This is a genomic window from Streptomyces sp. CA-106110 (assembly GCF_050936285.1).
Classification (GTDB): domain Bacteria; phylum Actinomycetota; class Actinomycetes; order Streptomycetales; family Streptomycetaceae; genus Streptomyces.
Genome location: NZ_JBNJNB010000001.1, coordinates 6783210 through 6804509, shown reverse-complemented (window position 1 = coordinate 6804509; position 21300 = coordinate 6783210). Strand labels below are relative to the sequence as shown.

Annotated in this window: 19 protein-coding genes; 8 read left to right on the top strand and 11 right to left on the bottom strand. The window is 71.8% G+C overall.

Annotation, left to right across the window (positions count from 1 at the left end):
* The first annotated feature begins 26 nt into the window (after nucleotides 1-26).
* The 3 genes from ACQEXA_RS31360 (at nucleotide 27) to ACQEXA_RS31350 (ending at nucleotide 3916) form a co-directional block, all read left to right on the top strand.
* Nucleotides 27-2252 (top strand): acetate--CoA ligase family protein, encoded by a 2226-nt coding sequence (locus ACQEXA_RS31360; protein WP_432929293.1) that lies wholly within the window; start codon nucleotides 27-29, stop codon nucleotides 2250-2252.
* A complete protein-coding gene (locus ACQEXA_RS31355; RefSeq protein ID WP_432929295.1) occupies nucleotides 2249-3040 on the top strand; it encodes an enoyl-CoA hydratase/isomerase family protein in 792 nt (263 codons plus the stop codon). Before ACQEXA_RS31360 ends, ACQEXA_RS31355 begins: the two co-directional genes overlap by 4 nt.
* A gap of 261 nt (nucleotides 3041-3301) precedes the next feature.
* Nucleotides 3302-3916: a flavin reductase family protein gene (locus tag ACQEXA_RS31350; RefSeq protein WP_433134661.1), complete on the top strand. Its 615-nt coding sequence runs from the start codon at nucleotides 3302-3304 to the stop codon at nucleotides 3914-3916.
* Between the two features lie 10 nt (nucleotides 3917-3926).
* Here the strand turns inward: ACQEXA_RS31350 and ACQEXA_RS31345 are convergent, their stop codons facing one another.
* Nucleotides 3927-5237 (bottom strand): MFS transporter, encoded by a 1311-nt coding sequence (locus ACQEXA_RS31345; RefSeq protein WP_432929299.1) that lies wholly within the window; start codon nucleotides 5235-5237, stop codon nucleotides 3927-3929.
* A 71-nt stretch (nucleotides 5238-5308) separates the two neighbouring features.
* Between ACQEXA_RS31345 and ACQEXA_RS31340 the strand changes: the two genes are divergently transcribed.
* Nucleotides 5309-6364 carry a GlxA family transcriptional regulator gene (locus ACQEXA_RS31340; protein ID WP_433131718.1) on the top strand — a complete coding sequence of 352 codons (1056 nt, stop codon included), beginning with the start codon at nucleotides 5309-5311 and terminating at the stop codon, nucleotides 6362-6364.
* Nucleotides 6365-6416: 52 nt separating this feature from the next.
* Here the strand turns inward: ACQEXA_RS31340 and ACQEXA_RS31335 are convergent, their stop codons facing one another.
* The 3 genes from ACQEXA_RS31335 to ACQEXA_RS31325 form a co-directional block, all read right to left on the bottom strand.
* Complete coding sequence (locus ACQEXA_RS31335; protein ID WP_432939277.1) at nucleotides 6417-7466, bottom strand: Zn-dependent alcohol dehydrogenase; 1050 nt, start codon at nucleotides 7464-7466, stop codon at nucleotides 6417-6419.
* A 21-nt stretch (nucleotides 7467-7487) separates the two neighbouring features.
* Nucleotides 7488-8642: an acyl-CoA dehydrogenase family protein gene (locus ACQEXA_RS31330; protein WP_432929303.1), complete on the bottom strand. Its 1155-nt coding sequence runs from the start codon at nucleotides 8640-8642 to the stop codon at nucleotides 7488-7490.
* A 64-nt stretch (nucleotides 8643-8706) separates the two neighbouring features.
* A complete protein-coding gene (locus tag ACQEXA_RS31325; RefSeq protein ID WP_359394038.1) occupies nucleotides 8707-9618 on the bottom strand; it encodes an SDR family oxidoreductase in 912 nt (303 codons plus the stop codon).
* A gap of 84 nt (nucleotides 9619-9702) precedes the next feature.
* Between ACQEXA_RS31325 and ACQEXA_RS31320 the strand changes: the two genes are divergently transcribed.
* Nucleotides 9703-10638 (top strand): cyclase family protein, encoded by a 936-nt coding sequence (locus ACQEXA_RS31320; protein WP_433131716.1) that lies wholly within the window; start codon nucleotides 9703-9705, stop codon nucleotides 10636-10638.
* Between the two features lie 437 nt (nucleotides 10639-11075).
* Here the strand turns inward: ACQEXA_RS31320 and ACQEXA_RS31315 are convergent, their stop codons facing one another.
* The 4 genes from ACQEXA_RS31315 to ACQEXA_RS31300 all read right to left on the bottom strand — a co-directional run bounded on the left by ACQEXA_RS31315 (nucleotide 11076) and on the right by ACQEXA_RS31300 (nucleotide 15285).
* On the bottom strand, nucleotides 11076-11567 hold the full coding sequence (locus tag ACQEXA_RS31315) for an ATP-binding protein (protein ID WP_432929307.1): 492 nt from the start codon (nucleotides 11565-11567) through the stop codon (nucleotides 11076-11078).
* 477 nt (nucleotides 11568-12044) lie between these two features.
* Nucleotides 12045-12926: an acyl-CoA dehydrogenase family protein gene (locus tag ACQEXA_RS31310; RefSeq protein WP_432929309.1), complete on the bottom strand. Its 882-nt coding sequence runs from the start codon at nucleotides 12924-12926 to the stop codon at nucleotides 12045-12047.
* Nucleotides 12927-12931: 5 nt separating this feature from the next.
* Entirely contained in the window at nucleotides 12932-14086 is a 1155-nt protein-coding gene (locus tag ACQEXA_RS31305; protein WP_432929311.1) for an acyl-CoA dehydrogenase, read from the bottom strand.
* Complete coding sequence (locus ACQEXA_RS31300) at nucleotides 14086-15285, bottom strand: amidohydrolase family protein (RefSeq protein ID WP_432929312.1); 1200 nt, start codon at nucleotides 15283-15285, stop codon at nucleotides 14086-14088. Before ACQEXA_RS31300 ends, ACQEXA_RS31305 begins: the two co-directional genes overlap by 1 nt.
* Nucleotides 15286-15451: 166 nt before the next feature.
* On the opposite strand from ACQEXA_RS31300, the gene ACQEXA_RS31295 reads away from it, so the two are divergent.
* Complete coding sequence (locus ACQEXA_RS31295; protein ID WP_433131714.1) at nucleotides 15452-16966, top strand: class I adenylate-forming enzyme family protein; 1515 nt, start codon at nucleotides 15452-15454, stop codon at nucleotides 16964-16966.
* On the opposite strand, the gene ACQEXA_RS31290 is transcribed toward ACQEXA_RS31295, so the two are convergent.
* On the bottom strand, nucleotides 16945-17457 hold the full coding sequence (locus tag ACQEXA_RS31290; protein WP_359394022.1) for an EF-hand domain-containing protein: 513 nt from the start codon (nucleotides 17455-17457) through the stop codon (nucleotides 16945-16947). The genes ACQEXA_RS31295 and ACQEXA_RS31290 overlap by 22 nt on opposite strands.
* A gap of 239 nt (nucleotides 17458-17696) precedes the next feature.
* Nucleotides 17697-18077 carry an STAS domain-containing protein gene (locus tag ACQEXA_RS31285; RefSeq protein WP_359394019.1) on the bottom strand — a complete coding sequence of 127 codons (381 nt, stop codon included), beginning with the start codon at nucleotides 18075-18077 and terminating at the stop codon, nucleotides 17697-17699.
* A 360-nt stretch (nucleotides 18078-18437) separates the two neighbouring features.
* On the opposite strand from ACQEXA_RS31285, the gene ACQEXA_RS31280 reads away from it, so the two are divergent.
* Both ACQEXA_RS31280 and ACQEXA_RS31275 read left to right on the top strand, forming a co-directional pair.
* Entirely contained in the window at nucleotides 18438-19019 is a 582-nt protein-coding gene (locus tag ACQEXA_RS31280; protein ID WP_433131712.1) for a sigma-70 family RNA polymerase sigma factor, read from the top strand.
* A complete protein-coding gene (locus tag ACQEXA_RS31275) occupies nucleotides 19016-20383 on the top strand; it encodes a maleylpyruvate isomerase N-terminal domain-containing protein (RefSeq protein ID WP_432929317.1) in 1368 nt (455 codons plus the stop codon). Before ACQEXA_RS31280 ends, ACQEXA_RS31275 begins: the two co-directional genes overlap by 4 nt.
* 8 nt (nucleotides 20384-20391) lie before the next feature.
* Here the strand turns inward: ACQEXA_RS31275 and purU are convergent, their stop codons facing one another.
* On the bottom strand, nucleotides 20392-21273 hold the full coding sequence (purU, locus tag ACQEXA_RS31270; protein ID WP_432929319.1) for a formyltetrahydrofolate deformylase: 882 nt from the start codon (nucleotides 21271-21273) through the stop codon (nucleotides 20392-20394).
* Nucleotides 21274-21300: the final 27 nt, after the last annotated feature.

The window sequence follows — 21300 nt, the reverse complement described above, 5'->3', positions numbered from 1 at the left end:
GCTGTCACACAGGAGCGGGTGGAACGATGCTTGGATCAACCCACGGCACCCTCACCACCGACTCCCGCCGGGCCCGGATCCTCGCCTGCGGTGAGCCACCCTCGCCCGTCGTGCACGGCAGGGCCGCGGGCGTCGGCGGCCTCGACGTCAGCGGGCGCCCGCTGCACGCCGAAGTCCTCGACCTGGAACGGTTCTTCCGGCCCGAGTCCGTCGCCGTCGTCGGCGCGTCGGACACCGAAGGGCGACCGGGAACCGGCATCACCCGGCAGCTGCTCGCCTGGGCCGAACGGGTCGGCGCCCGGCTGCACCCGGTGCACCCCACCCGCCGGGAGGTCTTCGGCATCCCCTGCTCCCCCTGTCTCGCGGATCTGCCCGAACAGGTCGACCTCGCCGTCCTGCTCGTCTCCGACCCGCTTCCGCTCATCGAGGAACTCGGCGCGGCCAAGGTGAAGTTCGCCGTCGCCTTCGCCTCCGGTTTCGCCGAGACCGGCGAGGAGGGCGCCGCCGCCCAGAACCGGCTCGCCGCCGCCGTGGAGCGGTCCGGGGTACGGCTGCTGGGGCCCAACACCAACCTCAACGCCTTCGAGCGGTTCCGGGAGGATCTCGAAGGGCCGGCCATCGCGCTCATCACCCAGTCCGGGCACCAGGGACGGCCCGTCTTCGCACTGCAGGAGCTCGGAGTCAGGCTCTCCCACTGGGCGCCCACCGGGAACGAGGCCGATCTCGAGACGGCCGACTTCATCTCCTACTTCGCCGAGCGGCCCGAGGTGGGCGCCATCGCCTGCTACATCGAGGGTCTCAAGGACGGCCGCTCCTTCCTGCTGGCCGCCGACCGGGCCGCCCGGCGCGGTGTGCCGGTCGTGGCGGTCAAGGTGGGCCGCACCGAGACCGGCGTCCGCACGGCCGCCTCGCACACCGGCAAGCTGACCGGCGCGGACGACGTGGTCGACGCGGCGATGCGGCAGTTCGGGGTCGTCCGCGTCGACGGACTCGACGAACTCCAGGACACCGCCACCCTGCTGGCCCGGGCCCGCCCCCCGCGGGCGGACGGCGTGGTCGTCTATTCGATCTCGGGTGGCACGGGCGCGCATGCCGCCGACCTGGCGACCGAGGCGGGACTGCGGCTGCCGGTCCTGTCGGAGACCAGGCAGGCCGAGCTGCACCAGTGGATACCGGAGTACCTGAGCGTCGCCAATCCCGTGGACAACGGGGGTCATCCGGTGGGCGACGGGCGCGGTAGGCAGATCATCGACGCGATCCTCGCCGACCCCGAGGTGGGCGTGCTGATCTGCCCGATCACCGGGCCGTTCCCGCCGCTGAGTGACCGGCTCGTGCGGGATCTCGTGGACGCGGCGGAGCACACGGACAAGCTGGTCTGCGTGGTGTGGGGGTCGCCGGTCGGGACCGAGCCGGCGTACCGCGAGGTCTTGCTCGGCTCCTCCCGCGTGGCCACGTTCCGCACGGTCGGCAACTGCCTCACCGCCGTCCGCGCCTACCTCGGCCATCACCGCTTCGCTCGCGGCTACTGCTCCCCGTTCGACGAGGCCCCCCGCACTCCCTCCCTGTCCTTCAAGAAGGCGCACGCGCTGATGCGGCCGGGTCAGCAGCTCAGCGAGCACGCGGCGAAGCAGCTGCTGCGGGCGTACGGCATACGCGTACCCCGCGAGCAGCTCGTGACCAGCGCGGCGGCGGCGGTGCGGGCGGCGGGTCTCGTCGGCTACCCGGTGGTGATGAAGGCCTCCGGCGCGCAGATCGCCCACAAGACCGAACTCGGCCTGGTGAAGATCGGGCTGACCTCCGCCAGCCAGGTCAGGGACGCCTACCGGGAGCTGACCGACATCGCCCGCCACGAGGGCGTGGCGCTGGACGGGATCCTGGTGTGCCAGATGGTGGAGCCGGGCGTGGAGATGGTCGTCGGGGTCACGCGCGACGAGCTGTTCGGGCCGGTCGTGACCGTGGGGCTCGGCGGGGTGCTGGTGGAGGTGCTGCGGGACGCGGCCGTGCGCGTGCCGCCGTTCGGTGAGGACCAGGCCCGGGACATGCTCACCGAACTGCGCGGCCGGGCGCTGCTCGACGGCGTCAGGGGACGGCCGCCGGCCGACCTCGACGCCCTGGTGGAGGTCGTCCTGCGGGTGCAGCGCATGGCGCTGGAGCTGGGGGACGAGCTGGCCGAGCTGGACATCAATCCGCTGCTGGTGCTGCCCAGGGGACAGGGCGCGGTGGCGCTGGACGCGCTGGCGGTGTGCCGATGAGCGAGCAGGACGTACGGCACGAGGTCCGCGACCACGTCTCCTTCGTCGTCCTGAACCGTCCCGAGGCCCTCAACGCTCTCACGCCCGGCCAACGGGACCGGCTCATCGCCTTGTTGGAGGAAGCGGACCGGGACCCGGAGATCCGGGCCGTCGTCCTCACCGGCACCGGGCGCGGCTTCTGCGCGGGCGCGGATCTGCGGGGCGGTGCGGGGGGCGGCGAGCGGGTCACCGGGGACGTCGCCCGGACGATCCGGCTCGGTGCGCAGCGGCTGATCGCGGCCGTGCTGGACTGCGAGAAACCGGTGATCGCGGCCGTCAACGGTACGGCGGCCGGGCTCGGCGCCCATCTCGCGCTCGCCTGCGATCTCGTACTCGCCGCGGAATCCGCCCGGTTCATCGAGGTGTTCGTGCGGCGCGGGCTCGTGCCGGACGGCGGCGGTGCCTATCTGCTGCCCCGGCTGATCGGCCCGCAGCGCGCCAAGGAGCTGATGTTCTTCGGCGACGCGCTCCCCGCTGCGGACGCCGAACGGCTCGGGCTGGTCAACCGGGTGGTTCCGGACGGGGAGCTGGACAAGGCGGCTCGCGAGTGGGCGGCACGCCTCGCCGCCGGCCCCACCCGGGCGCTCGCCCTGACCAAGCAGCTCGTCAACGCCTCCCTCGGCACGGAGCGGGCCGCCGCCTTCGCCGCCGAGGCCGCCGCGCAGGAGGTCAACATGACGACCCAGGACGCGCGGGAGGGACTCACGGCCTTCGTGGAACGCAGGAGCCCGGAGTTCCGGGGCCGGTGAGGCTCAGGCGGCGGCCACCCGCTTGAGGATCCACAGTTCGCCCGCATCCCGGTCGCCGAAGAGCACGAACAGTTCGGGCTCCTCCTCGGTGCCGCGACCGACCAGTGGGTGTCGTCGCCGCAGTCACCGTGGAGGCGTACGAGCACGCCGTCGCGCCCGGTGTCTTTCCCCACCCCCGTGCCGGACGCCTGGGCACTGCTCTGCCGGCGCCCGCCGCATCTCTTCCAATCTGACGTATCGTCAGATTCAATGGGCGGTGTGATGGGACACGCAGGGATGGCGGCCGCCGCCGTCCGTTACCTCAGGCCCGCCGAGTCCCCGGCCGCGGGGACCGTCGAGGCGCTGCCGCGCCCGGAGCTGCGGTGCGTCCGCGCGGGCGAGCGGGCGCCGGTCGACCAGGGCGAGTTCCGCCGAGTGCTGGGCGGCTTCGCGACCGGGGTGACCGTGGTGACGGCCCCGGCCGCCGACGGCGCGCACTCCCCTGCCGGGTTCGCCTGCCAGTCCTTCTGCTCCCTCTCCCTCGCCCCGCCGCTCGTCGCCTTCATGGTGGGCCGTACGTCGGCGACCTGGCCGCGCATCGCCCGGGCGGGCGCCTTCTGCGTCAACGTCCTGGGCGCCGGTCAGGGCGAGCTGTGCCGCGCGTTCGCGGTGAGCGGTGCGGACAAGTTCGCGGGCGTGGAGTACGACGCGGCGCCGGTCTCCGGGTCCCCGCGGCTGACGGGTGCGGCCGCCTGGGTCGACTGCACGATCCACGCCGTGCACACCGGCGGCGACCACCTCATCGTGGTGGGCCGGGTGGACGCCCTGGGCACGGGCGAGGCCCCCGGCGGGCCGCTGCTGTTCCACCGGGGCCGGTTCGCGCGGCTGGCGCCCTGAGGGGAGGGCCTCAGGCCGGTACGACGGCCGGGGTCACCGCCGGGCGCCGCCGGATCACCAGCACCATCAGGGCCGCCGCCGCGCACAGCGCGCCCGACGCGTACCAGACCACGTCGTAGGAGCCGAACGCGTCCCGGGCGACACCGCCGAGGAAGGCCACGAGCGCGGCGCCGACCTGGTGCGAGGCGAGGACCCAGCCGAAGACGATCGCGCTGTCGTCGCCGTACTGCGCGCGGCACAGGGCGACGGTGGGCGGGACCGTGGCGACCCAGTCGAGGCCGTAGAAGAGGATGAAGAAGAGCATCGGCGGATGGACGCTCGGCGCCAGCAGCATGGGCAGGAAGAGGAGCGAGACACCGCGCAGGGCGTAGTAGACCGCGAGCAGGCGGCGCGCCTCGAAGCGGTCGGTGAACCAGCCGGAGGCGATCGTGCCGACGACGTCGAACACGCCGATGACCGCGAGCAGCGAGGCCGCCGCCGTGACGGGCATGCCGTGGTCGTGGGCCGCGGGCACGAAGTGGGTCTGGATCAGGCCGTTGGTGGAGGCTCCGCAGATCGCGAAGCTGCCGGCCAGCAGCCAGAAGGTGCCGGTGCGGGCGGCCGAGGAGAGGACCGTGACCGCACGGCGGGCGGCGCCACGGGCGGGCTCCGGCTTCGGCACGAACTCCTGGGCCCCGTATGGCTTCAGACCGACGTCGGCCGGGTGGTCGCGCAGCAGGAGCCAGACGAAGGGGACGACCGCGAGGGCGGCGAGGGACACCGTGACGGCGGCCGGGCGCCAGTCGTGCGTCTCGACGATCCAGGACAGCACAGGCAGGAAGATCAGCTGCCCGGAGGCCGAGGCGGCGGTGAGGATGCCGGTCACCAGGCCGCGGCGCTCGGTGAACCAGCGGTTGGTGACCGTCGCGGCGAAGGCCAGCGCCATCGAACCGGTGCCGAGGCCGACCAGCAGACCCCAGCACAGCAGCAGCTGCCAGGCGGAATCCATCCACACCGTCAGGCCCGAGCCGAGCGCGATCACGGTCAGGGCCACGGCCACGATCCGGCGGATCCCGAAGCGGTCCATCAGGGCGGCCGCGAAGGGGGCGGTCAGCCCGTACAGCGCGAGGTTGATGGAGACCGCGGCGCCGATCGTGCCGCGTGACCAGCCGAACTCCTGGTGGAGCGGGTCGATGAGCAGTCCCGGCAGGGAGCGGAAGGCGGCGGCGCCGATGATCGTCACAAAGGTGACGGCGGCGACGAGCCATGCCCGGTGGATGCGGGACGGCTTCTTGTCGGTCCGGAACTCCGCCGCGGCCGCGGCGTCGGTTGTCTGCGTCACGTCATAGAGGATCCAGGCCGGAGCGGGCCGATACGAGTGGCCCGGAGGACAGCCTTCGCTAGGATCGGGCCATGACTCATGAGTCTGCGTCCCGGCCGCACCGCGTCGTCGTCCTCGCCCTCGACGGGCTGCTCCCGTTCGAGTTGGGCATCCCGCACCGGATCTTCGGGCGCCCGAAGGACGCGGCGGGACGGCATCTGTACACGGTGGTCACCTGCTCGGTCCGGCCACCGGGGCCGGTGCAGACCGATGCCGACTTCGCCATCCACGTCGAGAACGGCCCGGAGGCACTCGCGACCGCCGACACCGTCGTCATCCCCGCCTCGTACGAACTCGGCCCGGTCTTCGAGGAGGGCGTGCTCACCGACGAACTGGCCGCAGCCCTCGCGCACATCCGGCCCGGCACCCGGCTCGCCTCCATCTGCACCGGCGTCTACGTCCTCGCGGCCGCCCGCCGTCTCGACGGGCGGCCCGCCACCACGCACTGGTCCGACGCCGAGCACCTCCAGCGGCTCTTCCCGCGGATCAGGGTCGACGCGGACGTGCTGTTCATCGACGACGGCGACGTTCTGACCTCGGCCGGTGTGGCGGCCGGGATCGATCTGTGCCTGCACATGGTGCGCCGTGACCACGGCACCGCGGTCGCCAACGAAGTGGCCCGCCACACCGTCGTACCGCCTCATCGCGCCGGCGGTCAGGCGCAGTACATCCACCGGCCGGTACCGGATCCACAACTGGCGACCACGACCGGCGCTCGCGCCTGGGCGCTCGAACGCCTCCACGAGCCCCTTCAGCTCCGGGACATGGCGGAGCAGGAGTCCATGTCGGTGCGCACCTTCACCCGCCGCTTCCGCGAGGAGGTGGGCGTCAGCCCCGGCCAGTGGCTGACCCAGCAGCGCGTGGAGCGGGCCCGTCATCTACTGGAGTCCACCGATCTGTCGGTCGACCAGGTGGCGCGGGACGCGGGATTCGGCACGGCCCAGTCGTTGCGGCAGCATCTGCAGGCGACGCTCGGGGTCACCCCCACCGCCTATCGGCGGACGTTCCGCACGGATTCCCCGGACCCGGCGGCCGACCGGACCAGCGGTGCAGGCGGCCGCCAGTCCCTCGCCGTCAGCAGGGGATGAGGACGGTCATCGCACGCCTCGCCCAGGTCACTCGCCGCCGTGAGCAGCCGGGTCAGAACGTCAGTACCGCCCTCGCCACCCTCCCCGCGTGCGCGTCGGCGGCCGCCTTCTCCCAGTCCTCGACCGGGTACGTGGCCGTCACCAACTCGTCCAGGAGCAGGCGGCCTTCACGGTAGAGGCGGGCGTAGAGCGCGATGTCGCGCTGGGGGCGGGAGGAGCCGTAGCGGCAGCCCAGGATGGCCTTGTCCAGGTACATCGAGGAGACCAGGAACGTCGCCTCGGCCGTCGCCGGCGGCACCCCGAGCAGGACCGCCTGGCCGTGCCGGTCCAGGGAGTCGATCGCCGCGCGGATCAGCTCGACGCGGCCCACGCATTCGAAGGCGTGATCGGCGCCGGTGGGCAGCAGGTCCCTGATCCCGTCCACCGAGGTGAGGAAGTCCGTCGCGCCGAACTGACGGGCCATCGCTTCCTTCTCCGGGTTTGCGTCCACCGCCACGATCCGTGAAGCGCCCGCGATCCGCGCGCCCTGAAGGACGTTGAGACCGACGCCGCCTGTGCCGATGACGAGGACGGTGTCGCCCTGGTCCACCCGGGCACGGTTCAGCACGGCACCCACACCGGTCAGGACGCCGCATCCGATCAGCGCCGCCGACGGCAGCGGGATGTCCTTCGGGATACGGACCGCCTGGACCGCCTTCACCACGGTCCGCTCCACGAAGGCCGAGTTGGAGGCGAACTGGTGGACGGGCCGGCCGCGATGCGTGAACGGCCGCCCCGGGCGCCCGATCGCCTGCCGGCACATCGTGGGCCGGCCCTGGTCGCACTCCGCGCACGCCCCGCAGTTCGCCAGGGTGGACAGGGCCACGTGATCCCCTGGCCGGACATGGGTGACGCCTTCGCCCACCGTCTCCACCACACCCGCGCCCTCATGGCCGAGCACCACCGGAACGGGGAAAGGTATGGTCCCGTCCACCACGGAGAGGTCGCTGTGGCACAGCCCCGCCGCGCGGACCGCCACCTGCACCTCGCCGGGCCCCGGGTCCCGTACCTCCAGATCGTCCACGACCTGCGGCTGTGTTCCGTCGTAGAGCACGCCTCGTATCGCACCTGGCATCGCAACTCCTCAGCCCTTGGGTCCCCTGGGTTCCTTCGGCAGGCCGAGCACGCGCTCGGCGATGATCGTGCGCTGGACCTCGTCCGAGCCGCCGTAGATGGTGTCGGCCCGGCTGAAGAGGAACAGGTGCTGGAACCGGTCCAGTTCGTACGGCGACCGCGGTGACCAGTCGTCCGGACCCACCGCCCCCGCCGCACCCCGTACCTGCACCGCCAGCTCGCCCAGCCGGCGGTGCCAGCCGGCCCACAGCAGTTTGGCCACGCTCGGGGCGCCCGCTCCCGCCGTGCCGCCCAGCGTGCGCAAGGCGTTCCAGCGCATCGCGCGCAGCTCGGCCCACAGCGTGACGAGACGGTCCCGTACGACGGGATCGTCCGCGGCCCCTGTGGCCAGGGCTGTGCGCACGACGTCGCCCAGCTCCTTCGCGAATCCGATCTGCTGGGCCAGCGTGGAGACGCCTCGTTCGAAGCCGAGCAGGCTCATCGCGACGCGCCAGCCGTTCCCCTCGCCGCCGACGGCGTGTTCGGCCCGGGCCGTCGCACCGTCGAAGAACACCTCGTTGAACTCGCTGGTCCCGGTGAGCTGGCGGATGGGCCTGACCTCGATCCGGCCGGGCTGGTCCATCGGCACGAGGAGGAAGCTGAGGCCGTGGTGGCGGCGCGCAGCCGGGTCGGTGCGGGCGAGGACGAAGCACCAGTCCGCCTCGTGGGCCAGGGAGGTCCACATCTTCTGGCCGGTGACGCGGTAGGTGTCCGGGGTGTCGCGTACGGCGGTGGTGCGGAGCCCTGCGAGATCGGAGCCGGCGCCGGGTTCGCTGTAGCCCTGGCACCACAGTTCCTCGCCGCGCGCTATCGGAGGCAGGAAGCGGGACTTCTGGCCGGGTGCGCCATGTGCGAGGAGGGTGGGGGCGAGGAGGTTCTCGCCGATGTGCCCGGAGCGGGGCGGCGCCCCCGAGCGGGCGTACTCCTCCGCCCATGCGACCTGCTGGGTGAGGGTGGCACGGCGGTTGCCGTGACCGTCCTCGGGCCAGCCGAGGCCGATCCAGCCGGCGCGCCCGAGCGTACGTTCCCAGTCGCGCCGGGTGGTCCGGACCGGAAGGTTGGCTTGCAGCCAGGCTCTTGCCTCACTTCGGAAGGCCTGGTCCTCGGGATCGGGGCCGAACTCCACAGTTGCCGCCTCACATCGGTGTCCTGGCGTTTCACGATCGGCTGTGCGGGCTGGGGCAACAGCCCTACGCATTGGGCCGGGTCCCCTCCCGCGCCGCCCTCTCCATCGCCTCCAGTTGCTGGATCATCGGCATCGGGTCCGTCCCCACCGAGCCCGGCAGGAATTCCGCGATCCGCTCCGGGGTCCAGGAGCCCTCCGCGTACGCCGCCCGTACTTCCCTCGGCTGCGCCCAGACCGCCAGCTTCGGGCCCGCGATCGTGTACACCTGGCCCGTGATGCCTTCCTGCCGGGCGCGATCGGACAGGAGGTACACCACCAGCGCGGCCACGTCCTCCGGTTCGCCGATCTCCTTCAGCTCCATGGGGACGTTCGCCGACATCCGCGTGCGGGCCACCGGCGCCACGGCGTTCGCCGTCACCCCGTACTTGTGCAGCCCGAGCGCGGCGCTGCGGACGAGGGAGATGACGCCGCCCTTCGCCGCGCTGTAGTTGGCCTGCGCCACCGAGCCCTGGTGGTTGCCGCTCGTGAAGCCGATCAGCGTGCCCGAGCGCTGGGCGCGCATCACCGCCGCCGCGGCGCGGAACACCGTGAACGTCCCCTTGAGGTGGGTGGCGACCACCGGGTCCCACTCCTCCTCGGTCATGTTGAAGAGCATCCGTTCGCGCAGGATGCCCGCCACGCACACCACGCCGTCCAGACGGCCGTACGAGGCGAGCGCCTCGTCCACGACCCGCTGTCCGCCCGCCATCGTCGAGATGTCGTCCGCCACCGGGACGGCCTCTCCGCCCGCCGCCTCGATCTCCTTGACCACGGCCTCGGCGACCTCGCTGGTCGGGGAGGCGCCCTCCACCGACACCCCGTGGTCGTTCACGACGACCTGCGCGCCCTCCGCCGCGGCGGCCCGTGCCACCGCCCGCCCGATCCCGCGGCCCGCGCCCGTGACGGCGACGACCTTGCCTGCCAAGAAGTTCCCCACGCCCGGCCCCTTCCCGCAGTTTCTGACGGTCCGTTAGATTTTATGGCCCGGCAGACGGCCGGAGACAAGCCCCGGGGAGGATTCATGTCGCTGCCCGCACTGCATCCGGCGTTCCATGAGATCGCCAAGCGCGTGAACAACTGGGGTCGTTGGGGCCGTGACGACGAGATCGGGACCCTGAACCTCATCACCGACGAGGTGGTCAGACAGGCCGCGGCCTGTGTGCGCAGCGGCCGGCGCATTCCCCTCGCCCTGCCGCTGCAGCAGGACGGCGTCCAGACCGGGGTCATCCCCGGCCGCGTCAACCCCCTGCATGTGATGGTCCAGATCAACCAGGAGATCTTCGGCCCCGGCACCATCGCATGCAGCGACGACGCCGTGACCATGGGCCTGCAGGCGGCCACCCACTGGGACGCGCTCACCCATGTCTCGCATTCGGGGAAGCTCTACAACGGCCGCCCGGCCGACACCATCACGCCCCACGGCGGCGCCGCGTTCGGCGGCATCGACAAACCGCGGCACCTCGTCTCCCGTGGGGTGCTGCTCGACGTGGCCCGCGCGCTCGGCCGGGACCGGCTCGACGGCTCGCACGCCGTGACCCCGGAAGACCTCGAGGCGGCCGAGGAGTTCGCCGGTACGCGGGTCCGGGCCGGCGACGTCGTCCTGGTGCGGACCGGACAGATCCGGACCTATCTCGCGGGCGACAAACAGGCGTACGGGTATCCGTCACCGGGGCTGTCCGTGCGCACTCCGGAGTGGTTCCACGCGCGCGATGTGGCCGCCGTCGCCAACGACACCCTCACGTTCGAGATCTTCCCGCCCGAGATCGAGGACCTGTGGCTTCCCGTGCACGCCCTCGACCTGGTGGAGATGGGCATGCTGCAGGGCCAGAACTGGAATCTCGAAGAGTTGTCCACAGCCTGTGGAGAAGAAGGGCGCTACACCTTCCTGCTGTCGGCGATGCCCGAACCCTTCGTCGGCGGGACGGGGACACCCGTGGCGCCGGTCGCCGTCCTCTAGGGGAGTCCGCGCGGGCAGGGTCGGGTGGCGGCGCGCCGGCCCCACTCCCGGCTCCGCTCACGCGGGAGGCGCCCCCTCGTCACCCCGAGCACGGCACCGCGCACCGCCATCCGGCTCGGCGTACCCGCCCCTCCCCGGGACGGTCCCGTGGACCGCCTGCGAGGAGCCGGCGCCGAATCACGATCCGCGCTCGTCGAGGGCTCCCGTCACCGGAACCCTCGGCGTCCCCTCACGGCGAATCGCTGCCCACTAGAGTGATCAGCTGAGCACCGTGCGTCAACAGCGGTCAGGGGATTCCTCACTGACACCGTTTTTGTGACGGCGCGCACAGAGGCACGGCCGGGCGCATTCCAACGCGCCTGACCCCACAGGGCCGGAGCCCGTGCGGCCTCGTGCTCAGGCGCATGCACTCGTGCCCCAGACGCCGGGGCACACGGCTACACCACGCCGAAGGCGAACTCCGGGGACAGCCCGCCCATCCGGTACTCGGCGAGCCGGTCCGCGGCCCCCGCAGCGCAGCGATCCACCTCGCACCAGATGCGTTTGCCCACGCCCTCCGGGTCCCACCCCCAGCGGTCCGCGAGCCCGTCGACGAGTTCCAGGCCGCGGCCGCCCGTCTCGTCACCCTCGGCGTGCCGGGGCGCCGGCGGGCGGGTGCTGGCATCGGCCACCTCGAGGCGAACCGTGCCGCCCGGAGCGCCCGAGGCACCCTCCCGCACTCCGGTCAGCAGCAGCCGCAACACGGCCGGACAGCCGGTGTGCACCACCGCGTTGGTGACCAGCTCGGAAACGAGCAGCACCAGTGTCTCGGCCAACGGCTCGTCCGCAGCTATCCCCGACCCGGCGAGCCGGGAACGCGCCCATCGGCGGGCCCGCCCCACCTCCGCGGGGTCGGGCCGGATCTCCAGCTGCACTTGAAGCACCTGCACCGCTCACACCATCCGAACCGGCGGACACATCGCCTCGCGCCTCGCAAGCGCCACGATCGTGGTCATCGTCTGCATGGCAGGAACCAAGGTCACGGACCGTGATTCCCTTGCACGACAGCATGGTTGACGTACAGTCACCTCAACAAGCGCTTCGGGCATATTCCAGCGCGAAGGAGTACGCGTACGGCATACTGTGCGACGCCTGTCGAGACGAGTCGAACAGGCAGGTACGGAGGTCCTCCCTGCCCTGCGGGCGGTACGCAGCGCCGGATCCGGCGCCGCCACAGGGGCCGCACCGGGCTGGTTCGGGCTCGGAACCGCTCGCATCCCACACAAGGTACCGGAGCCCCCCACCGACTCCAGCCCGTGACAAGTCACGCATAGGACACAACCCGATATCAACGCTCTGTGATGTCGGATCGCCACGTTCCGCGATATTCACGCCGCCCGCCCCGAAGAGTGCCTGTACAGAGGCGTTTAGACCGCTTTCGGCAACAGGTCCACGGCAAGCAGTTCGTCACTGTACGCAGTCGGCCCCGTGCGCTGGGTCCGCACCCAGGCCCGCTTCAGATACAGGTGTACGTCCGCCTCCCATGTGAAGCCCATGCCGCCGTGCACCTGCAGACAGTCGCGGGCGCCGCGCACGGCGGCCTCGTCGGCGAGCAGACGCGCGGCCGCGATGTCCAGGGGATCGGCGGTGACGGCGGCCGCGTAGACCGCGGCGCGGGCCGTCTCCACGCGCACCAGACTCTGCGCGCACACGTGCTTGACCGCCTGGAAGGCCCCGACCGGCTGTCCGAACTGCTCCCGCGTCCGCGCGTGCTCGACGGCCAGTTCGCAGGTGCGGGCCGCGCCGCCGAGTTGTTCGGCCGCGGTGAGGAGGACGGCGACGGGGCCGGGGCCGTCGCCCGGGTCGCCGGGCAGCCGGTGCAGCGGCGTCAGCGGGTCCACCGATGCCATCGGTACGGCGCCGGTGACGTCCCCTTGTACGGCGTCCGCCTCGGCCAGCCACTCCACAAGCCCGCCGGAGGGGGCCGTGACCACCGTCTCGCCGGCCGCCGCCCCCGCCACCTGCCCGGCCGCGAGATGCGTGGCGACCAGCGGTCCGGGCAGCAGCGCCCGGCCCGCCTCCTCGAAGCCGAGCACAGCCTCGGGCAGTCCGAGTCCGGCACCGCCCTCCGCCTCCGGCAGTCGCAGGGCGAAGAAGCCCGCCCGGCCCAGCTCCCGCCACAGCGCGCGGTCGAGCATCCCGGGCCGGTCGACGGCGGCCCGCAGCGTCTCCCGGCCGAAGCGGCGCGCGAGCAGTTCGCGGACTCCGGCCCTCAGCGCCCGCTGGTCGTCGGTCGGTTGGAAGTGCACGCGAGTCACCGCCCCTTCGGCAGCCCGAGGATCCGCTCGGCCACGATGTTCCGCTGGATCTGGGAGGTCCCGGCCGCGATCGTGTACGACAGCGAGGACAGCCGGTCGAGCACCCCGGGGCGGCCGAGGTCGAGGCAGCCGGTGCCCAGCACCTCGGCGGCAGCGTCGTACAGCTCCTGACGGGCGTGCGAATAGCTCAGTTTGAAGACCGAGCCCCCGGCGCCCGGCACTCCCCCGGCGCTCTCCGCCTCGCTCACGTTCCACTGCGTGAGCCGCCACAGCGCGCGGAAGTGCGCGTTCAGCCGGCCGAGTCTGCGCCGCAGCGGAGCGTCGTCCCAGCGGCCGTTGCTGCGGGCCTCGCGTGCCAGTTCGCCGAGGACGCGGCGGCAGGCCACCACCTCGCCCGCGAACGCCGTGCCGCGTTCGAAGGAGAGCGTCACCATGGTCACGCGCCATCCGTCGTTCTCCGCGCCCACCCGGTTGGCCACCGGCACCCGTGCCTCGTCGAGGAACACCTCCGCGAACTCGTTCGACCCGGCGAGCGTTCGCAGCGGCCGCACGGTGATGCCGGGCGCGTCCATGGGCATCGCGAGCCAGGTGATGCCCCGGTGCCTGGGTGCCGAGGGGTCCGTGCGCACCAGCAGTTCGCACCAGTCGGCGACTTCGGCATGGGAGGTCCAGACTTTGGACCCGCTCACCACGTAGGTGTCGCCGTCCCGCCGCGCGCGGGTGCGCAGCGAGGCGAGATCGGAGCCCGCGTCCGGTTCGCTGAAGCCCTGGCACCAGACCTCCTCGCCGCGCAGCACCGGCGGCAGCCAGCGTGCCCGCTGCTCAGGCGTGCCCTCGGCGGCGATCGTCGGACCCGCGTGCAGCAGCCCGACGAAGTTGGCCCCCACGTAGGGCGCGCCCGCTTTCTCGCTCTCCTCCAGGAAGATCAGATGCCGGGTGGGGGTGGCCCCTCTTCCGCCCGCGTCCTCGGGCCAGTGCAGGCCCGCGTACCCGGCGTCGTACAGCATCCGCTGCCAGCCGAGGTCGTAGGCGCGTCTGGCCGGCCAGTCCTCGGGGGACGGCTTCGGAGGCAGGGTCGGCAGAACCTTCGCCAGCCACTCCCGCAGCCGGACCCGGAACTCCTCCTCCTCGGGGGAGTCGGCGAGATCCACTAGCGATCCCGGTCCATGTCGAGACCGAGCATCCGGATCGCGTTGCCGCGCATCAGCTTGTACACCGTCTCGTCGTCGAGCCCCTTCACATGGTCGAGGGCGACCTCCTTGGTGTGCGGGAAGGTCGAGTCGACGTGCGGGTAGTCGGTCTCGAAGGTGGCGTTGTCGCGGCCGACCACGTCGAGGGACGCGACGCCGTGCTTGTCGCGGAAGAAGCAGCAGAAGATCTGCCGGTAGTAGTACGTCGACGGCGGCTCGGGGATCAGGTCGCGGACGCCGCCCCAGGCGCGGTGCTCCTCCCAGACGTCGTCGGCGCGTTCGAGGGCGTACGGGATCCAGCCCATCTGCCCCTCGGAGTAGGCGAGCCTGAGCCGCGGGAACTTCACCAGGACACCGCTGAACAGGAAGTCCATCATCGAGGCCATCGCGTTGTTGAAGGAGAGCGAGGCCTGCACGGCGGGCGGGGCGTCCGGGGAGGCGGCCGGCATCTGGGACGACGAGCCGATGTGCATGTTCACCACGGTGCCGGTCTCCTCGCAGACCGCGAAGAACGGGTCCCAGTGGCCGGAGTGGATGGACGGCAGCCCGAGGTGGGTGGGGATCTCCGAGAAGGTCACCGCCTTCACGCTGCGGGCGGCGTTGCGCCTGATCTCGGCGACGGCGAGGCCGACGTCCCACAGCGGGATCAGGCACAGCGGGATCAGCCGGCCGCCGCTGTCGCCGCACCACTCCTCGACCATCCAGTCGTTGTACGCGCGCACGCAGGCCAGCGCGACCTCCTTGTCGTGGGCCTCGGCGAAGGTCTGACCGCAGAAGCGCGGAAAGGTCGGGAAGCACAGGCTGGCCTCGACGTGGTTGAGGTCCATGTCCCTGAGCCGCTCGGCCGGGTCCCAGCAGCCGCGGCGCATCTGCTCGCGGGTGATGCCCTCCAGGGTCATCTCGTCGCGGTCGAAGCCGACGGCCGCGATGTTCCGCTTGTAGGGGAACTGCAGGTCCTCGTAGATCCACCAGTCGGTCGGCGGGCCGTCGGGGTCCATCGTGATCCGGTACTTGCCGCCGACGTAGGCGAGCTCGCCGATTCCGGCGGTGAGCGGCTTGGGGCCGCGGTCCCGGTACTTCTGCGGCAGCCAGGTCTCGAAGAGGTGGGCGGGTTCGATCACATGGTCGTCGACGCTGATGATGCGGGGCAGTTCGGTCATGGGTCCCCTCCGCCGGGCAGCGGCTCCCTGACAGCCGCCAGGTCGATCTGATGACCCGTCAGATATACGGTCCCCAGCAGGCTAGTCCCGCACCCCTGGACCGACAAGGCGGCGAGGCCTACGCTCTGCCCACTATCTGACTGACCGTCAGGAGACTGGGGGCCTCATGAACGAGACCGCGCACGCGCTGGGCACATCCCGCACGCTTTGGGAACTGGTCGCCCGGCGCGCCTCCCTCACCCCCGACCGGCCCGTCCTGCTCCAGGACGACCGCTCCCTGAGCTTCGGGGAACTGCGCGACCGCGCCGAGCGGGTGACCGCCGGGCTCCACGGCATGGGCGTGCGCCCCGGCACGGTGGTCGCCTGGCAGCTGCCCACCCGTATCGAGACGGCCCTGCTGTCCTTCGCGCTGGCCCGTCTCGGCGCCGTGCAGACACCGGTCATCCCGTTCTACCGGGACCGCGAGGTGGGTTTCGCGCTACGGGAGTCGAAGGCGGAGTTCTTCGCGGTGCCGGGCACCTGGCGGGGCTTCGACCACACGGCGATGGCGCGCCGGCTCGGCGCGAAGGGGGTCTTCGAGGCGTACCACGGCGACGGCCTGCCCGACGGCGACCCCCGTGTCCTGCCCGCGCCGCCCGCCGACGGCACCTCGGTCCGCTGGATCTACTGGACCTCGGGCACCACCTCCGACCCCAAGGGCGTGCTGCACACGGACCGTTCGCTGATCGCGGGCGGCTCCTGCCTCGCGCACGCGCTGCACTTGTCCGAGGACGACGTGGGCTCGATGGCCTTCCCCTACGCCCATGTCGCCGGCCCCGACTACACAGTGATGCTCCTGCTGTACGGCTTCCCCGCGGTGATGTTCGAGCAGTTCGCGCTGCCGGAGGCACTGGAGGGTTACCGCAAGCACGGAGTGACGGTGGCCGGCGGCTCGACGGCCTTCTACTCGATGTTCCTGGCGGAGCAGCGCAGACAGCCGGGTGTGAAGGTGATCCCGACCCTGCGGCTGCTGGCGGGCGGTGGCGCGCCCAAGCCTCCCGAGCTCTACCACCGCGTCGTCCGCGAGATGGGCGTGCAGCTCACCCACGGCTACGGGATGACCGAGGTGCCGATGATCACGATGGGGGCCCCGGACGACTCGGCGGAGAACCTGGCGACGACGGAGGGCCGGCCGCCCGAGGGCATGGAGATACGGATCGTGAACGGCGAGGTGCGCCTCAAGGGGGAGGCCGTCTGCCAGGGGTACCTGGATGCGGACCGGACGGCGGAGGCGTTCGACGAGGACGGGTTCCTCCGCACGGGCGACCTCGGCCGTCTCACCGACAGTGGCCATCTGGTGCTCACCGGACGTCTGAAGGACGTCATCATCCGCAAGGGCGAGAACATCTCCGCCCGGGAGATCGAGGACCTGCTGCACCGGCACCCCGCCGTCCAGGATGTGGCCGTGATCGGGCTGCCCGACGAGGAGCGCGGCGAACGGGTCTGCGCGGTGGTCGAACGAGCTCCGGCGGCCGGCGAGCTGACCCTGTCCGCGGTCACCGCGTATCTGCGCGCGGAAGGACTGTCCGTGCACAAGCTGCCGGAGCAGCTGGAAGTGGTGGACGCCCTTCCGCGCAACGACACCCTGCGGAAGGTACTCAAGTACAAGCTGCGCGAACGCTACTCGGGAACGGTGAAGTAGCGCGCGAACGCGGACACGATCTCCGCCTCGCCGACCTTGCCGTCGCCGTCCGCGTCGAGCGTCACGGCGGCCGCCTGGGCGATGTCCTCGTGCACGCCGAGGGCCTTCAGGACGCGGACGGTCTCCTGGACCGTCGCCACGCCGTCGCGGTCGGCGTCCGCCACGGCGAGCGCCGCGTGCAGGAAGGGCCGGGCGATCTCGGCGAAGCGGTCGGGGTTGTCGCGCAGCCGCTTGACCGCGCTCCCCACGAACTCCTCGCGCGTGATGCGCTGGTCGCCGTCCCGGTCCGCTATCCCGGCCATGCCCTGCCAGAAGGCCTCGCCGCCGGCGTACAGGGCCTGCCCCTGCTCCGAACGGGCGGTAGTGCCGAACTCGGTGAGGACCGCCTTGGCCGCCGCGCTGAAGTCCTCGCGGTCGATGTAGCCGTTGCCGTCCTGGTCGAAGGTGGCGAACCTGGCGGCGATCCTGCGCTCGTATTCGGTACTGACCATGTGTTTCGGGCCGCCTTACGTGACGTCGGGGGTGTCTCGCAGGGAGCGTACGACGAGCCGGGGCTCATGAGTGACGGAAAACGACGCTTGTACCAAGATCGCAGGAATTCTGCGACGACAGTGTGTCTGTCCTGCGACTTTCCCTGGTACGGGCGTGCCCCGGGTGTGGGACGGGCCACATGCCGGGCGGCGGAATCCGGTCGGCGCGAGGCCGTACGGACCGCGCCGGCCGTGCGGGGCTACGCGCTCAGGGGTCTGGAGTCCTCGTCGATGGCCGCGGTGGCGTCAGGGTATACGTCGAAGAGGCGTCGCACGCCGAGGGCGGCGAGGACCCGGTTGACGTGGGCCGCTTCGACCCCCTCGGGCCCGGGCAGGATGAGTCTGAGCCGACCCTGGCAGGAGCGGATCAGCCGGCGGGTGGCGATCAGTACGCCGACCCCGCTGGAGTCGCAGAAGACGACCTCGGAGAGGTCAAGGACGACGTGATGACGGCCGTCCGCCACCGCGTCGTGCACCCGCTGCCGCAGTACTGGCGATGTCACCAGATCCAGCTCGCCCGCCACTTGGAGCACGGCCCACTCGCCGTGCTCCGCGAAGGTCACTTTGAGTGTCACCGCCACGCCTCCTGCTTGCCTGCACCTGATCGAAACGGAAGCGGTCCCTACGCTTCCTTCAGGCGCGGCTGCCCCAACACACCTCCATGAAACACCGCACTTTCGATCGAAAGTACGTATGAATTGAGCCAATTCAATCCGCAACGATCGCGTTTCGTTCATGTCTGATCGCCGGATATGCGTCGGGGGCGCCCTCGCCCGATCCACCGGTCCCGTCCGGGCGCCTTTACCACCAACGGCTCGCCGAGGGGCGCACATTGCGCCAAAGGGGCGTGCGTTGTCCTACGTGCCGACTACATTCGAGGAGACAGGGGACGGAGGCTGGACCGGGACAGGGCCCGGCAGGGCCGGGGACGAGGGGGCCGCATGGCGAAGAAGGACGCACCGCCCCGCTGGGACCGCCGGATGCAGCAGCGGCTCGCCCGGCGTGAGGCCGCCGCGCTCGGTGAGTGCTACGACCGGTTCGCCTCGCTCGTGCACGGCCTCGCCCATCGCGTGCTCGGGGACGAGGAGGCGGCGGACGGCATCACGCGTGAGTTGTTCGTGCAGGTCTGGGAGAACCCCGAGGCGTATGACCCGAAGCAGGGTCCCCTGCGGACCTGGGTCGCCACGCTGACCCACCGGCTCGCCGTGCAGCGGCTGCGCGCCGACGAGACCGCAGCGCTCACCCGGAGCGGCGGGGGCACCCGGGAGGACCTGGAGCGAAAGGTGCGCCGCGCCTCGGTCGCGGCCCGCGCCGACTACATCGCCACCTCGATGCCCGTACCGCTGCGGGCCGCGCTCGAGCGGGCCTACTTCCAGCGCCGGGACTACCGCCAGACCGCCGTCGACCTCGGCATCACCCAGGACGAGGCCCGCCGCAGGCTCCGCCTCGGCCTCCAGCTGCTGGCCACGGCCCATGAGACCGGCCCCTCGGGCGTCCCTCCCGAACCGGGAGCGGTGTGGTGACCGGCCCCGACAACCGCGAGCACGGCGACGACCGGCACAACGGCACGAACGGACCCGACGGCCCGAGCGGCGCCGGGCCGGGCGGTCCGGACGCCCCCGAGGACGGCGACGCCCTGCGCGACGGCACGGACAGATCCCCCGGCGGCTCCCAGGACGCCGGGGGCGAGGGCGAGCCGGTGCCGCCGGCGCGCGGTTCCGCCGAGGAGACCGGGCTGCCCCTGCCCGATCCCGAACCGTCCCCCGCGCCTTCGGACCCGCTCGCGCACCGGGTGCTGAAGTCGTTGCTCGGGGCGTGGGCGCTCGCCGCCTGTTCGCTCGAGGAGACGGCGGCCGTCGAGGCCCACCTCGGCGACTGCGGCGCGTGCGCGGACGAGGCGCTGCAGCTGCGCGAGGCCGTGGGCCTGCTGCAGCGTCCGGAGAGCCTCGACCTCGACCCCGCTCTGCGCACCCGCGTGCTGGAGGCCTGCCTCGACCGGCGCCCGCCGCGCATCCCGGTGCCGGACTGGGTGGCGCCGTACGACGCGGAGGCCGCGCGCCTCGACGCCCTGCTGCAGGACATAGGCGACGCCGAGTGGCACACGCCGGTGCGTCTGCGGTGGTTCGACGGGACGGGCCCCGCGAGCCGTCGCACCACCGTCGCCGGTGTGATCGCCCATCTGCTGACCGTGGACGGACTGGTGGCGGTGTCGCTGGGGCTCGAGGACCCGCTCGGGGACGTGACCGCCGAGGACGGCACACCGGAGGGCCGTACGGAGGCGTACTGGCGCACCTCGCACTTCCCGCCGACGCGGTCCGTGCGCAACCGGTGGCGGGACCAGAGCCACAACCTGGTGCGGACGCTGTCCTTCACCGACGGGGACTCCGGGAAGCCCTCGGTGTCGTACGGGAGTTTCACGCTGTCGCTGCGCGACGCGATGGTGGACCGGGCCTTCGAGTGCTGGGTGCACGCGGAGGACATCGCGGGCGCCATCGACTATCCGTACGGGCCGCCGGCCCCGCGCCTTCTGAACAGGATGATCGACCTGGGGGCGCGGATGCTGCCCGGGGTTCTGGCGGCGCGGCGGCAGGCCGGGCTCGCCGCGCCCGGCCGCACCCGCCACCTCGTCCCGGCGGGCGAACCGGGGCGCACCCTGCGTCTGGAGATCGAGGGCGCGGGCGGCGGCGAGTGGCTGATCGCCCTCGACTCGCCGGGAGCGGTCGCCACCGCCGAGCGCGAAGTGGCGCACGTCGCACTCGACGCGGTGGAGTTCTGCCGTCTGGCAGCGGGTCATGTGCCGCCCCAGGAGGCGGCGGCGGGGCAGGTCGGCGACCGCGAGGCGATCAGCGACGTGCTGTTCGCGGCCGCGTCACTGAGCCGGATGTAGCCCGGGTCTCAGGCGAAGACGACCGTTCGGCGGCCGTTCAGCAGGATCCGGCGCTCGGCGTGCCACTTGACCGCGCGAGCCAGTGCCTGGCACTCGACGTCGCGCCCGATCGCGACCAGCTGGTCGGGGGTCACGTCGTGGCCCACGCGCTCGACCTCCTGCTCGATGATCGGGCCCTCGTCGAGGTCGGCCGTCACATAGTGGGCGGTGGCACCGATCAGCTTCACACCGCGCGCGTGGGCCTGGTGGTACGGCTTGGCGCCCTTGAAGCTCGGCAGGAACGAGTGGTGGATGTTGATGATCCGGCCGCTGAGCTGCTTGCACAGGTCGTCCGAGAGCACCTGCATGTAGCGGGCCAGCACCACCAGCTCGACGTCCCGCTCGTGGACCAGCTCCAGCAGCTGTGCCTCGGCCTCCGGCTTGGTGTCCTTCGTCACCGGGATGTGCTGGAAGGGGACGTTGTACGAACCCACCAGCTCGGCGAACTCGGTGTGGTTGGACATCACGGCCGCGATCTCGACGGGCAGCGCCCCGATCCGGGCGCGGAAGAGCAGGTCGTTCAGGCAGTGCCCGAACTTACTGACCATGAGGACGACCCGCATCTTCTCGTCGGCCCGGTGGATCTGCCACTCCATGTGAAAGGAGTCGCCGATCGCCGCGAAGCTCGCGCGCAGCTTGTCCACGGTCACCGGCGACTCCGCCGAGAAGTGGACCCGCATGAAGAACAGCCCCGTGTCGCGGTCACCGAACTGCTGGCTGTCCTCGATGTTGCAGCCGGTCATGAACAGGTAGCTCGACACGGCGTGCACGATGCCCTGCTTGTCCGGGCAGGAGAGGGTGAGGACGTACTGGTCGGCGGGGGCCGCGGCTCGGGTGGACTGCTCACTCATGCAGGCCAGGGTCTCATGACCGCTGGC

Coding starts and splice junctions, on each gene's coding strand:
- ACQEXA_RS31360 (WP_432929293.1), top strand. CDS start 27: ATGCTTGGATCAACCCACGGCACCCTCACCACCGACTCCCGCCGGGCC.
- ACQEXA_RS31355 (WP_432929295.1), top strand. CDS start 2,249: ATGAGCGAGCAGGACGTACGGCACGAGGTCCGCGACCACGTCTCCTTC.
- ACQEXA_RS31350 (WP_433134661.1), top strand. CDS start 3,302: ATGGGACACGCAGGGATGGCGGCCGCCGCCGTCCGTTACCTCAGGCCC.
- ACQEXA_RS31340 (WP_433131718.1), top strand. CDS start 5,309: ATGACTCATGAGTCTGCGTCCCGGCCGCACCGCGTCGTCGTCCTCGCC.
- ACQEXA_RS31320 (WP_433131716.1), top strand. CDS start 9,703: ATGTCGCTGCCCGCACTGCATCCGGCGTTCCATGAGATCGCCAAGCGC.
- ACQEXA_RS31300 (WP_432929312.1), bottom strand. CDS start 15,285: ATGACCGAACTGCCCCGCATCATCAGCGTCGACGACCATGTGATCGAA.
- ACQEXA_RS31295 (WP_433131714.1), top strand. CDS start 15,452: ATGAACGAGACCGCGCACGCGCTGGGCACATCCCGCACGCTTTGGGAA.
- ACQEXA_RS31290 (WP_359394022.1), bottom strand. CDS start 17,457: ATGGTCAGTACCGAATACGAGCGCAGGATCGCCGCCAGGTTCGCCACC.
- ACQEXA_RS31280 (WP_433131712.1), top strand. CDS start 18,438: ATGGCGAAGAAGGACGCACCGCCCCGCTGGGACCGCCGGATGCAGCAG.
- purU (WP_432929319.1), bottom strand. CDS start 21,273: ATGAGTGAGCAGTCCACCCGAGCCGCGGCCCCCGCCGACCAGTACGTC.